General features: G+C 46.2%; 12 protein-coding genes. 10 read left to right on the top strand and 2 right to left on the bottom strand.

The window, feature by feature from the left end; translation table 11 throughout:
• The first annotated feature begins 18 nt into the window (after nt 1-18).
• The 7 genes from IX91_RS16280 to cspE all read left to right on the top strand — a co-directional run bounded on the left by IX91_RS16280 (nt 19) and on the right by cspE (nt 7817).
• The gene (locus IX91_RS16280; RefSeq protein ID WP_004744620.1) at nt 19-1206 is read left to right on the top strand and encodes a beta-ketoacyl-[acyl-carrier-protein] synthase family protein; all 1188 of its coding nucleotides are present in this window, start codon (nt 19-21) and stop codon (nt 1204-1206) included.
• Entirely contained in the window at nt 1199-1663 is a 465-nt protein-coding gene (locus tag IX91_RS16275; RefSeq protein ID WP_004744619.1) for a hotdog family protein, read from the top strand. The genes IX91_RS16280 and IX91_RS16275 overlap by 8 nt, the downstream gene beginning before the upstream one ends.
• The gene (locus IX91_RS16270) at nt 1660-2385 is read left to right on the top strand and encodes a 3-ketoacyl-ACP reductase FabG2 (protein ID WP_004744618.1); all 726 of its coding nucleotides are present in this window, start codon (nt 1660-1662) and stop codon (nt 2383-2385) included. Before IX91_RS16275 ends, IX91_RS16270 begins: the two co-directional genes overlap by 4 nt.
• Nucleotides 2382-3605 carry a beta-ketoacyl-ACP synthase gene (locus tag IX91_RS16265; RefSeq protein WP_004744617.1) on the top strand — a complete coding sequence of 408 codons (1224 nt, stop codon included), beginning with the start codon at nt 2382-2384 and terminating at the stop codon, nt 3603-3605. The genes IX91_RS16270 and IX91_RS16265 overlap by 4 nt, the downstream gene beginning before the upstream one ends.
• 386 nt (nt 3606-3991) lie before the next feature.
• A complete protein-coding gene (locus tag IX91_RS16260; protein WP_004744616.1) occupies nt 3992-6616 on the top strand; it encodes a cellulose-binding domain-containing protein in 2625 nt (874 codons plus the stop codon).
• Between the two features lie 235 nt (nt 6617-6851).
• The gene (locus IX91_RS16255) at nt 6852-7319 is read left to right on the top strand and encodes an Sbal_3080 family lipoprotein (RefSeq protein WP_004744615.1); all 468 of its coding nucleotides are present in this window, start codon (nt 6852-6854) and stop codon (nt 7317-7319) included.
• Nucleotides 7320-7604: 285 nt separating this feature from the next.
• On the top strand, nt 7605-7817 hold the full coding sequence (gene cspE / locus IX91_RS16250; RefSeq protein WP_004744614.1) for a transcription antiterminator/RNA stability regulator CspE: 213 nt from the start codon (nt 7605-7607) through the stop codon (nt 7815-7817).
• 125 nt (nt 7818-7942) lie between these two features.
• On the opposite strand, the gene IX91_RS16245 is transcribed toward cspE, so the two are convergent.
• Nucleotides 7943-8464, bottom strand: a complete 522-nt coding sequence (locus tag IX91_RS16245) for a DUF2058 domain-containing protein (RefSeq protein ID WP_004744613.1) — start codon at nt 8462-8464, stop codon at nt 7943-7945.
• A gap of 292 nt (nt 8465-8756) precedes the next feature.
• Here IX91_RS16245 and speA point away from each other — a divergent pair, with 292 nt between their 5' ends.
• The gene (gene speA, locus IX91_RS16240; protein ID WP_004749672.1) at nt 8757-10667 is read left to right on the top strand and encodes an arginine decarboxylase; all 1911 of its coding nucleotides are present in this window, start codon (nt 8757-8759) and stop codon (nt 10665-10667) included.
• Nucleotides 10668-11594 (top strand): agmatinase, encoded by a 927-nt coding sequence (gene speB / locus IX91_RS16235; protein WP_004744611.1) that lies wholly within the window; start codon nt 10668-10670, stop codon nt 11592-11594. It begins immediately after the preceding gene.
• Between the two features lie 56 nt (nt 11595-11650).
• Here the strand turns inward: speB and IX91_RS16230 are convergent, their stop codons facing one another.
• Nucleotides 11651-12682 (bottom strand): AraC family transcriptional regulator, encoded by a 1032-nt coding sequence (locus IX91_RS16230; protein WP_004744610.1) that lies wholly within the window; start codon nt 12680-12682, stop codon nt 11651-11653.
• A 171-nt stretch (nt 12683-12853) separates the two neighbouring features.
• Here IX91_RS16230 and IX91_RS16225 point away from each other — a divergent pair, with 171 nt between their 5' ends.
• Nucleotides 12854-13867, top strand: coding sequence for a DUF2804 domain-containing protein (locus tag IX91_RS16225; protein WP_004744609.1), 1014 nt, complete (start codon nt 12854-12856; stop codon nt 13865-13867).

Below are 13867 nucleotides of genomic sequence, written 5' to 3'. Positions count from 1 at the left end.
ACACCATAGATAGCCATCATGCTGACACACGTTTCAAGACCCATTTTTATTCAAGACTGTGGCTTTCATTCTGCGATGGGATCTGAAGACTCTCAGATTCATCAGTGCCTGTCCGGTCAACGCGCATCAAACATGGTGCGAGATGATCATATACTCAATACGAAAACCTCAACCATAGTCGGTCGCGTGCAAGCTGAGCTGCCCGAACTGCCTGAGCACTTAAGCGCATTTGATACTCGCAATAACCAATTGGCTCTCTCTGCACTTAAGCAAATTGAGGGTTCGGTCCAAAATGCCATTGCTGAATATGGTGCATCACGTATCGCTGTGATTATCGGCACTAGCACATCTGGCATTGCCGATGGCGAAATTGCCTATAAGCAGAGGTTAGATAGTGGCGACTTTCCCGATTCATACCACTACCGTAAACAAGAGTTAGGTAATACCAGTGACTTTGTCGCGTCCTACTTTGGAATTACCGGGCCTTGTTATGCTATCTCAACCGCTTGCTCTTCCAGTGGGCGCGTATTTATAACTGCTCAGCGTTTAATGCGCAGTGGGTTGGTTGATGCTGTCATTGTCGGGGGCGTTGATACGATCTGCCGCCTAACATTAAATGGCTTTAACGGTTTAGAAGCTTTATCCCAGAACCTTTGTCAGCCATTTTCACAGGCTCGTGATGGCATCAATATCGGCGAGTCAGCGGCGATAATGCTGCTAGGCAAAACACCATCAAAGGTTGCCTTACTTGGTGCAGGTGATAGTTCTGATGCTCATCATATCTCTGCACCTCACCCTGAAGGTGTTGGTGCTCAGCAAGCGATGCAGAAAGCACTTGATGATGCAGGGCTAACTGCCGCTGATATTGGCTACGTCAATGCACACGGTACAGCGACCCCACTCAACGACAGCATGGAAAGCAAAGCCATCCATAGGCTGTTCCCAAACAGCGTGCCTGTTAGCTCAACCAAGCCTTTGACAGGCCATACCTTGGGCGCTGCTAGTGCTACCGAAGCCGCGATTGCTTGGCACATTTTAAAACACGATTTACCACTACCGATTCAGCATTGCCAAAACAAAGCAGAAGACATTGAAGTTTCACTGGTTGAAACTCAAACCAAGCTGCAAGGCAAAGCCATTTTAAGTAACTCTTTTGCGTTTGGTGGTAACAACATTAGTCTAATTTTTGGTTACACCCATGACTAACTACCCCTCAGTTGGGCGCCTATTGCCCCATGATGAGCCCATGATACTTATTGATCGTGCGCTAAACATTCAACAAGACACCATTCACTGTCAGGTGGATATTGGTGATAAGAATCCGTTCTTCAACGCCGAGTCACAAACCATTCCTGCATACGTCGGTATTGAGTTTATGGCTCAATCAGTGGCAGCTTGGTCTGGTTACCATGCCATGCAACAAGACCAAGAACCCCCAATAGGTTTTCTTCTTGGTAGTCGCCGTTACACATCTCATTGTGACCATTTCAATCAAGGTCAAATACTCGATGTATACGCCGAGAAAATGATGGAAGATAACGGAATGGCTGTGTTCACTGCGCGAATCGAATTCGAGCAGCAAACCGTGGCGAGCTGCCAATTGAATGTTTACGTACCATCCGAAGAAAAATTAAAAGAAATGAAAATCAGGAGTCAACAATGACCCGACAAGTTTTAGTGACAGGCGCAAGTAAAGGTATCGGTAAAGCGATTGCCGTTCAATTAGCTAAAGATGGCTTTACCATTGCCGTCCATTATATGGGTGATCAGCAAGGTGCTCAGGACACATTGAACCTCATTGAGGAAAATGGTGGCAGCGGCCGTCTGATCCAGTTCGATATCAGCAATCGCGAAGAGTGCCGAACTAAGTTAGAAGCCGACATCGAACAGCACGGTGCTTATTATGGTGTGGTTAACAACGCAGGCATTACCCGCGATACCGCCTTCCCTGCGATGACAGAAGAAGAGTGGGATGGTGTTATCCACACAAATTTGGATAGCTTCTATAATGTGCTCCACCCATGCGTGATGCCAATGGTACAAAAACGTAAGGGTGGCCGAATTGTCACACTGGCTTCTGTATCTGGCCTAATGGGTAACCGCGGGCAAACCAACTACAGCGCGGCAAAAGCTGGTGTTATTGGTGCAACAAAATCTCTTGCGCTTGAGCTGGCTAAACGCAAAATCACCGTTAACTGTGTTGCGCCTGGTCTTATTGATACCGGTATGGTTGATGACCATGTCAAAGAGCACGCGATGCCTCAAATTCCGCTACGCCGTATGGGAGAGCCTGAAGAAGTGGCGGGCTTGGTCAGCTACTTAATGTCTGACATCGCGGGCTATGTAACTCGCCAAGTCATTTCGGTTAACGGAGGTTTAGTATGAGTCGCCGCGTCGTAGTCACTGGTATGTCCGGCGTTACTGCCTTTGGTAACGACTGGCAATCTGTAGAACCTAAGTTAAGAGCCTGCGAAAACGCCACTCAATACATGCCGTCTTACGAGCAGTACGATGGTCTTAACACTAAACTCGCGGCACCAGTTGATAACTTTGAGCTGCCTAAACATTACAAACGCAAGCAAGTTCGCGGTATGGGGCGCGTGTCTCGCTTGGCAACTGTTGCAACCGAAAATGCACTAGAGCAAGCAGGCTTAATAGGCGCAGAGGTTCTTACCAACGGTCAGACCGGTATTGCTTACGGTTCTTCGACAGGCAGTACCGACGCCGTCGGTGCATTTGGTGTCATGCTCAACGAGAAATCGACCAGAGCCATTACCGCCACGACCTATGTTCAGATGATGCCTCACACTGCCGCTGTGAATGTCGGCCTATTCTTTGGTTTAAAAGGGCGCGTAATACCAACTAGCAGCGCATGTACTTCGGGTAGCCAAGCCATTGGCTATGCCTACGAAGCGATTAAACATGGCTATCAAACGGTGATGGTGGCGGGTGGCGGTGAAGAGCTATGCCCAACCGAATCTGCGGTCTTTGATACTCTATTTGCCACCAGCTTAAAGAACGACGCGCCAAAAAGTACGCCTCGTCCATACGACACTCACCGTGATGGGTTAGTGATTGGTGAAGGCGCTGGTACTCTAGTTCTTGAAGAGTATGAGCACGCCAAAGCACGTGGTGCCAAAATCTACGCTGAAATCATCGGCTTTGCCAGCAACTGCGATGCAGCTCATGTGACCCAACCTCAGATGGAAACCATGCAGATTTGTATGGAAATGGCGCTGCAAGATGCGGGCATCGAACCGGAGAAAATCGGCTATGTTTCGGCTCATGGTACGGCGACAGATCGTGGTGATATTGCGGAAAGTAAAGCCACCGCGAACGCATTAGGTAAAGTGCCTATCAGTTCGCTTAAGAGTTACTTCGGGCATACTCTTGGTGCTTGTGGAGCCATTGAAGCATGGTTGAGCCTAGAAATGATGCACACTGGTTGGTTTAGTCCAACGCTAAACCTAGACTCATTAGACGAGCAGTGTGGTAATCTCGATTACATTACCGGTAACGGTCGCGAACTTGATGTCGAATACCTTATGAGCAATAACTTTGCTTTTGGTGGCATCAACACATCGATTATCTTTAAGAAGATCTAACACTAGGGTCTCTTTCCCAGCCAAGTCCAATCGCGGCTTGGCTGACTTCTCTCCCCTCGTTTCGCGTTTCCCGTTTCCCGTTTCCCGTTTCCCGTTTCCCTAACGATTCTATGCACTTGCGCACAATCTTTATGAAATGAGATTGGCTTAAATTCAAATCTGAAGCAAGCTCACAAGTTATTTTTAACAATTAAGTAACATGCAAAAATTCAGTCATTACCTCGTGATTTCAGCCGCATAACGCACCTAATATAGCCAATATTCCACATATCCTTTTGTAGACTTGCTAACTTATTTTTAGGTAATTATTTATCTAACCATGCGCAGTTTATAAGCGTTAAAACGTGAAACAGAAATAATAAGATAACGAGTGGAAAGGATTAATTATGTTTAGAATGAGCAAGTTAGCGGCTTCGTTAGCGTGTATTGTTTTAAGTGGCAGCCTCTATGCTGCAGAACCTTACGATGCAACGAAAACCTACTCTGGCGGTAGCCAAGTAACCGTTGGTGGCAATACCTATGAAGCAAAATGGTGGGTGAATGCAGGACAAAGCCCTACTGATAACTACGCCAATGAATGGGATTCTCCATGGAAACTGGTCAGCGGCACGACTCCTGATCCAACGCCTGAACCCGACCCGACACCGGATCCAACACCTGACCCTACTCCCGATCCGACCCCAGATCCTACACCTGATCCAACACCAGACCCAACACCCGATCCAACTCCTGGTACTGGGGTCTGTGCTGAATTCAACGTATACCCAAATTGGACGCAAGGAAATCATGCTACTGGTGGCGACATCATGGTCAACGACAATGTTGCCTACAAAGCAAACTGGTGGACATCTTCCATTCCGGGTAGTGACAGCAGTTGGGCGCACCATTTAGATTGTGACAATAACTCTTCCGGTGGCACTACCGCACTGAAACTGCCAAACCCATTAGACCCGGTAAGGCTTGAAGTCAGCGGTTGGCCAAGTAATTTTGTGGTCGCAAGCCCTGCAAGTCTTGACGCTCCATCCACTTTGACCATCAATGCAATTAATAGCCAAGACCTAGCAAATCTGACCAAACTGACTGACGCCTTCGTAGCCTTGATTCAAGCAGCAGATCTTGCTGGCGCGACGTCAATCATCCTCAACAGTGATGTCTTGGATGCTGCAACAGCTGATAAAGGCGCAGCCCTTGGTACTGTCGCGGTCAAACAAGCACTAACCGCAGCAGTAGACGCCACTAGTACTCATAGCCAAATTGACGTTAACGCGATCAATACGCTTACGGATGATGTTAAAGGTTGGGCGCAAGCTCATAACCTTGTCATTTCAGCGCTGGCACCACAGGCGACATTCGGTTGGACATTGAGCATTGGTGATTTTGCTTACAACACTCATTCAGGTAAACGAGCAGTATGGAACGCCGCTTCAGGCGCGTCTTCAGATCTGTTGGCAAGTTTCGAGCTTTATAAAGCAGACTCACTCAATAAGGCCGACTTTGTTGCCTTTACTAAATCAGCAACAACTGCCGCTCTTACCGATGAGCAATGGCACTATGCGTTAGAATACGTAAAACAAGTATCTGACCATATCAAAACTCCGGCACTGCTCTCTTCAATTCCGACCGCACAGGCTTCCACCTACTTCTTAGGCAATAACTCTGGTGACCGCCATATTCGCAAAGCTGCGCACAGCAACATTTTTGCGATTTTGTTCGATACAGACAGTGCTGACCTAAACACTAAGATCGCTCGTTACCAGACTGCGACCGTACCTTTGTACTACGTTGGCGAAAGCGTGAAGAATGGACCACTTACTCGAATCACCTCACTGAATGCTGAGTTGGCAAGCGCTGAGAACGCAATGAACAACCAAGCCTTCCTTTACGAAGTGGCTCAAGCACAATGGGCACCATCTACGGTATACAAATGGAATGACTTCTTAGCGGGTCTTAACTCGATGCACAATGTCGGCGTTGCCGGTAACACCTTCTGGCTACTAGATGACGCTGCTAACGATGCGACAAACTCAGTTTACGCAAAAGTCGCTATCGCTGCCTTCTTAGCGCAAAGTATGCAAGAAACCATTCGCTACAACGCTTGTGATGAAAACAACTGGTCTGAAGTTCGATACGGCGCACCAGTTAACTACCCGATGACAGCAAGTTGTGGTCAGCTAGGTCAGAAATACGCCGATTACGGTAAGGATCCAGTTACCGGCATTGACCACCCTTACTCGTGCCCTCGCGATCCGAAGATGGAAGTCACAGCACTAACTAATGCGAAATGGTACGGTGCGCCAGCGCCAGTCTTCGCAGCACCAGACTCTGTTCTTGCAGAGAAAGGTTTACTCGTGAACGGCAATGTTGGTCGCTGGACGAACGACGGTCATTGTATGGAAGTCCCAACCAGCGTAGATACCTCTAAGCAGGTTTGGGAACGTGGCGAGTGTAAAGTTTACGAAGGCCAGAAAGCAGGTAAGTTCATCTGGGATGGTAGCGATACTAACGGCACTGTCGAAGGCTGTGGCTGGTGGGGCCGTGGTGTTATTCAAACCACAGGTCGCCAGAACTTCGGTACGCTAAACCACTTCATGGGTCGTTCTCACGTTGACCCAGATACAATTGGAACCACTGTGAATGGTGTGGTTGTTCAAGCACCACCTGCGAACCCACTCTATGCCGATCTCGACTTCTGTTCTAACCCTGGGTTAATTTGTAGCTCAGAAGAGAACAGAGAGATCAAATGGATTGCAGGTCTATTCTACTGGGTGACCTCCGTACAGGCTTACAACGACGAAGGTGGTCCATACGCAAGCTGGAACTACCATACTGAGCTGAAGAGATACGTTGACGGTGGCCTACAAGGCACTGAGTTTATTGACGCAGTTTCAGGCATTGTAAACCGTGGCTGTCCTGATAGTCATTGTCCAGTGAGTGGTGAAGTTCACGCAGTTAAAGAGCGTCAAGACAACTTCAAACTTGTACTGCAAACTCTGGGTCTAAACCCTCAGTAATGAAGTAATACATTAACTATAAACAAGGCTCCTGATGTTCAGGAGCCTTTTTATTTTTTCAAAGACAAACAGCGAGAACAAAGATAACAACATATAATGCACGCTCCCGCACTAATGTATAACTCGCGAACTATAAATTATACCTATGAAAAGTATGATAATCTTACGCTCCCACAGGCGACAGGGTTGCTTGTCAGGTTATCAATAATTAGATCATAAAAACTAAGGATTAATGATGTTTAAACGCCTACTTTGCGTTGCTGCTGTACTTGTAATGGCAGGGTGTAGCTCACCTAAATTTGACGGTAAGCCCCTTGAAGAGACAAACCAATCAAAACAACTCACCATTGTCGAAGATGATGCGACACGAGATATTTTTCTGGCTTCAATGCTAAATTGGTGCGATATCAATGGTTACACATGTAAAGTTGTCGTAGATGGCACAACCCCTAAGGAAAATGAACTCACTCTCGACTATGTATCTCGCTGGAGCTGGGACTTTAAAACCTTTATCGCAGATGCTCGTATCACTGCATACCAGGAAGGGCAACGCGTTGGCTACGTGACATTCAAAGCACCAAATCAGCTGACTTTTGACAAATATGGAAGTGATGAAGAGCGCATTAAAGCCATGATGGACGTTCTTTTCAAAATCACCTCTGCAAAAGAAGCAACTCGCAAAGCTGGTAATGGTGAAATTTAACAATATAGAGCCTTCTTCTTGAGGGCTTTTCTAAATATTTTAAACGAATCTCTTCGAAACCTACTCAACCTTCACAATAAACCTTTACAATGCGCTAAGTTCAGGTACTATCTACGTGCTCTGCAATTCAGAGTTATTAGTGAAACTGCAAGTCGAAAGTAAATTCTTAGTAAAACGCGTTACCGTTGTTATCCTTAGTGTTTCCCTTAGCTTCATCGTTACATTAAATAGTTCAAATTTTCAGTGCATATAGAAGATTAACTTAACTTATATAAGGAAGACATCATGTCTAACAAAACTACTGGTATCGTAAAATGGTTTAACGAAGAGAAAGGCTTCGGTTTCATCACTCCAGAAAACGGCGGTGCTGACGTATTCGTTCACTTCCGTGCTATCGCTTCTGAAGGTTTCAAAACTCTAAAAGAAGGCCAACAGGTTTCTTTTGAAGTTGAACAAGGTCAAAAAGGCCCACAAGCTGCTAACGTAGTACCAGCTTAATTTTAGATTGACCTAAGCGTCAATTATCTAAGATTCGAAAAACCAGCCCAAGTGGCTGGTTTTTTATTGCCTATAAGAACCCAAAAAGCTCTACCGAAGTAGAGCTTTCATTTATTTAATAGCGATTACCACATCAAATCGTCTGGCACGACGAAATCTGCGTATGGGTCATCTTCAGCAGGGATATCTTCCGCTGGTGCGTTTTGTTCGATGATGACGCTCTCATCACGCATTGCAATTTTCTTCGCTACGCTACTTGGAATGACCACGTAAGTCTCATCAGTGCGAGCAATAGATAGAATGCCTTTTGCCAACTGGTCACGAATCAACTGTTCCACATAGATAGCTTTAACCAGTGTGCCATCAGTAAAGTTGTATTTGATTTCGCCATCTTTCTGATCGATGGTGTTCATCTCAATCAGTTGCTTGATTTGCGCTTTAATCTCTTTGGATAAACGTTGCTCTTTCTGCTCTTCACTCAGTGCTTTATCGCGCTCTTGCTGTTGGCGCTTGTTCTCTTCCACTGCTGCTTTAACTTCACGTGCTTGTACACGAGATTTCTTCGAGCCTTTCTTTGCTTTTTTCAGTTTCTTCTCGTTCACTAAGCCTGCTTTAAGCATTTGCTCTTGAAGTGTCAGTTTTGCCATTGTTCTTCCACAAGTAAGTCATCAATTTGCGCCTATTTTAACGGCTCAATGCAGTCAAAGAAAGGCTTCATCCAACATAAAATCCGCAGTAAAAATGAATAGAAAATCATCGCCTCGCCAGAGCGATTTCATCAATCGTGACGACAAAATTGTTTTGTTAGACTCTGGTGGCTTTTTATCCGTTAATGCGCTCGACGCGGAAGCTTAGAGAAGCCAAATTCAGTCCCGTGTCAGGTATGGTTCACCTTCTGTGAGCTATAAGTTTTTTCCCCCTACCTTTGTGAGATTTGTAGTGGAAAACAATTCTAAACTTGATCGTGTTCGCGCTGATTACAATGTTCATTACTGGAGCCAAGGCTTCTACGGTATCGATAACCAAGGTGAAGTGTATGTATCACCACGCAATGATAATGCCCATCAGGTACCACTGAGTAATATCGTCTCTAAGCTAGAACAGAAACAACTAAATTTACCGGTATTGGTTCGCTTCCCTCAGATCCTGCACCAACGTGTGCATGGTATCTGTCATGCTTTCAACCAAGCGATTGAAGAGTACCAATACGACAACAACTACCTACTGGTGTACCCGATCAAGGTAAACCAACAAAAAGAGGTCGTTGACGAGATTCTTGAAAGCCAAGCTCAGCTAGAAACGAAACAGCTTGGCCTTGAAGCAGGCAGCAAACCTGAGCTACTCGCGGTATTGGCACTAGCTCAGAAAGCGAGTTCTGTGATTGTCTGCAACGGCTACAAAGATCGTGAATACGTTCGCTTAGCGCTAATAGGTGAAAAGCTAGGTCATAAAGTCTTCATCGTATTAGAGAAATTATCTGAGCTCGATCTGGTTCTGAAAGAGGCGAAAAGTCTTGGAGTGAAACCTCGCTTAGGTATTCGTATTCGCTTGGCATCTCAAGGGGCGGGCAAATGGCAATCGAGTGGCGGCGAAAAATCTAAATTCGGCCTAGCCGCGTCTCAAGTGTTAACCGTCATTGAGCGTCTAAAACAAGAAGACCAACTGGATGCGATGCAACTGGTGCACTTCCACCTAGGTTCGCAAATGGCCAACATTCGTGATATTCGCAATGGGGTTAATGAGTCAGCTCGCTTCTACTGCGAATTACGTGGCATGGGTGCAGATATCAAATACTTCGATATCGGTGGTGGCTTAGCAGTAGATTATGACGGTACACGCAGTCAGTCTTCTAACTCAATGAACTACGGGCTGATTGAGTATGCACGTAACATCGTAAGTACAGTGGGCGATGTCTGCCAGCAGTACGAGCAACCTGTACCAGTTATCATCTCTGAGTCTGGCCGCTCGCTAACAGCACACCACGCAGTGTTAATCACAAACGTAATTGGTACAGAGGCGTACCATCCAGAAAGTGTGGTAGAGCCAAGCGCAGAAGATCCAACTCTGCTACAGAATATGTGGCGTAATTGGGAAAACCTGCAAGATGGTAGCGATGCGCGTGCCTTGATTGAGATTTATAACGATACCCAAAGTGACTTAGCCGAAGTTCACTCACAGTTTGCAACTGGCGTACTGAACCTACAGCAACGCGCTTGGGCAGAGCAGCTTTCGCTACGAATTTACTTCGAGCTGAGCCGCCAGATGAGCAATAAAAACCGTTTCCACCGTCCGATCTTGGATGAGTTGAATGAGCGACTAGCGGATAAGTTCTTCGTTAACTTCTCGCTATTTCAATCTCTACCAGATGCTTGGGGGATTGATCAGGTGTTCCCTGTTCTGCCGCTATCAGGATTGGAAAACGTTGAAGAGCGTCGTGCAGTCATGCTCGATATTACTTGTGATTCTGACGGTGCTATCGAGCAATACGTTGAAGGTCAAGGTATTGAAACGACACTGCCAGTGCCAGCTTGGGATAAGGATAAGCCATACCTAATGGGTTTCTTCCTTGTCGGTGCGTACCAAGAGATTTTAGGCGATATGCACAATCTATTTGGCGACACCCACAGCGCAGTGGTGACCGTTGATGAAAACGGTGAGGCGATTATAGAGCGGATTGATGAAGGTGACAGCGTCGAAGATATGATGCGCTATGTACACATTGATGTAGATAAGATTCGTCAAAACTACCGTGAGTTAGTTGCTGAGCGTGTCAATGTGAACGAGCAGCAAACCGTCTTAGAAGAATTAGAAGGTGGCTTAAGAGGCTACACCTATTTAGAGGATTTCTAAATGAATGATTTGTTTACAAAAACTGATTATTCGCTTTACTCGAACTCAATGAGCTTTATGCGCAGACCTTACCTGCGCAACCCTGTCTCAGCGGACGCTGACCTAGTGGTACTGGGTGTACCGCTAGATATGGCAACCTCAGGCAGACCAGGCGCGCGAATGGGCCCAGATGCGATTCGTCGTGCATCAGTGAACCTTGCGTGGGAAGGTAAAAAATTCCCTTGGGATTTCAATGTCTTTGACCGCGCAAAAGTCATTGATGCTGGTGACTTGGTGTTCGACTGTGGCGACGCGGAAGATTTCACTTACCGCCTAGAAGCTGCGACCAGTGAGATCCTTAAAAGCGGTAAAACGATGTTAGCGCTAGGTGGTGACCATTTCATCACTTTGCCGATTCTGCGTGCTTATGCGAAACATCACGGAGAAATGGCACTGATTCATTTTGACGCGCACACAGACACTTATGACAACGGCAGTGCTTACGATCACGGCACCATGTTCTACCATGCGCCAAATGAAGGCCTAATTTCAGCGAAGCACTCTGTTCAGATTGGTATTCGTACTGAGTATGACCAAAATGATCATGGATTTAATGTCATTAATGCCATGGAAGCAAATGACTTGAGTGCAGAAGCGATTGTAGCGCGTATTCGTGACATCATTGGCGATAGGCCAGTCTATGTTACCTTTGATATAGACTGCTTAGATCCTGCTTTTGCACCGGGTACAGGCACTCCAGTTTGTGGTGGCTTGAACTCTGACAAAGTGCTTAAGATCTTGCGTGGTTTAGCTGGCGTTAACATTGTCGGGATGGATGTGGTGGAAGTATCTCCTCCGTACGATCATAGCGATCTGACTGCCTTAGCGGGCGCAACCGTCGCACTTGAACTGATGTACGCTTGGGCATCGAGCCGCGATAGCGAATAACCTGTTTAGTATCAATCGGTATAAATAGAGCCTGCCAAATCAAGACTGGCAGGCTTTCACTGAGTCCCACGAAATCGTTGAGGTGTTATTCCTGTCCAGCGTTTGAACCCCCTTCTGAAATTGGCGGTATCACTGTACCCCAAACGAAAAGCAATCTCTTCAATGGTCAATTCGGTCCGGAGCAGAAACTCTTTAGCAATGTCGCTACGTACCTCGCCGAGCAATTTCTGGTAGCTTGTCCCATCCTGTTCAAGCTTTCTTCTTAACGTACGTGAAGAGCAACCAAACTGCATTGCAACTGCTTCAATCGATGGGAATACCCCCGCACTCTGATACAGAATTGTTTTGATCTGGTTGGTCAGCAGATATGGCGATTGTAATGCTGCAATGACTGAATCACAGGATTGAAGGCAATTGCTCAACATATCCGCGTTATGTGTTTTAAGCGGCAGAGACAATAGCGAGGAACAAAAGCTCAAGCTTAGACTAGGCGCTTCAAACTCGACTGCACAGCTAAATCGTTCGCTGTACTTCGAACCATAAGCAGGTGCTTGATAAGGAAAACAGAGGCGAGTAATCGCAAGCCTCTCCCCAGTTAGCTCTTCGAACATAGCCACTAGCGCACTAAAAAAGTACTCGCTACAGAAAGGCAAAAGCTCGCCAATTTCGAGCGTATTTTCCAATACGATAGAAGCAATACCGTCATCTATTGTCACTGTTACAGAAAATACCGGACCATTTAGGTTGAGATATTTAAAGCCCGTTTTGATCGCTTCTTCTAAAGTACGGCTACTTAAGATGGCATAACCTAAAAGACCAAAATGGCTCAGTTTGGCCCTTTCTCCAATCAGTAAACCCAGCCCTACATCGTAAAACTGCTGAGACACATGGCGAAACAGCATCAACTTGTCCACATAGGTCAACTGCGTCTTTTCACTTTGCCAATCTAAGTGAGCTAAGCCTAGATCCTCTAATATGGGTGTCGTCTTAACTCCAAAGCTCTCCACCGCCTTTAGCAATAAGGCAATGTCCATTACGCCTAACTGGTGACGATGATCTGTAGGTAGATACTCAGCGACAATTTCCATAACTCGTTTTTTTGGTTATTTGGGTTTGTTGGCTAGTTTGTGTTTCTAGCATACTGACATTATGAGTTTACTTTCGTGATCGCAGATGACTTTATGTCCGAAAGTGACCTGATTAATCGCTTCAAAATGGCTCAAGCTAAGTCAGGTGTTAATCATTTGTAAATCAAAGCTATGATCTCTACTCAATCTGCTCCTGAGAATCTTGTGTCGTCAGAAGGCAAACCCACCTATGGTCATTTTGATGGTACGCCTAAACAGCTTAATACGACCTGTTTTGACTATCGAAATAGTATGGACAAGCCTGCAAGCAAGCTTGCCAAGCATTTCCACTATAAGCAGTTTCAGTTTGTCTGTTTGAAAACGGCAAGATACATCATAGGATTCGCCATCGCAGATATACGCTACCTTGGTTCGTCTTTTTGCTATATCTACGACACCGAAAGCGACTCGCTAAGCGAACAAAGCTGGTTAAGGCCACTGTCGTTTGATAAACAAATGACCGAGTCGCCTTACTCTGGTTTGACACATATTGCTGGGGCAAAACTGCAGTTTGAAATAGCCAAAGGCCAGTGGCGTGCTAAAGCGATGAGCAACGATCTGAAGCTCGATATTATCTTACATGCTCCTGCCAATAGTCTGCCGCTTTCCGTATGCACGCCTACGGCCTATTCCGGCTGGACTTACACTCAAAAGCACAACGCCCTTACCGTAACTGGCAAGCTAGAAATCGCTGGCAATAGCGTAGATCTAAACAATGCACTCGCCAGTTATGACTTTTCAGCCGGGTATATGCGCCGTGAAACGAGTTGGCGCTGGGCGAGCATCAATACCCGTGATGAAAACACCTTACTTGGGTTGAACCTAGCCGCAGGGGTTAATGAAACCGGCAGCTGCGAGAATGCACTTTGGGTCAATGGCCAACGACACCTGCTCAACCCAGTCCATTTTACGTTTGATCGCGACCATGTTGAGCAAGATTGGCACATATATTCCGACGATGGACGAGTATCTCTTAGGTTCAAACCGCTCAATAAACGCAGTGAAAAGCTCAACTTACTGCTACTTAAAAGTAACTTTCGCCAGTTCATCGGTCTCTTTGACGGCTTTGTCATCGACAATGACGGGCAAAAGCATCAGCTAAGAAGTGTTCTTGGGCTCACTGAAGATCACTATGCCAAGTGGTAA

It is taken from the genome of Vibrio tubiashii ATCC 19109 (assembly GCF_000772105.1).
Classification (GTDB): Bacteria; Pseudomonadota; Gammaproteobacteria; order Enterobacterales; family Vibrionaceae; genus Vibrio; species Vibrio tubiashii.
The sequence above is the reverse complement of the archived record's forward strand: the minus strand, read 5'-3'. Positions and strand labels throughout refer to the sequence as shown.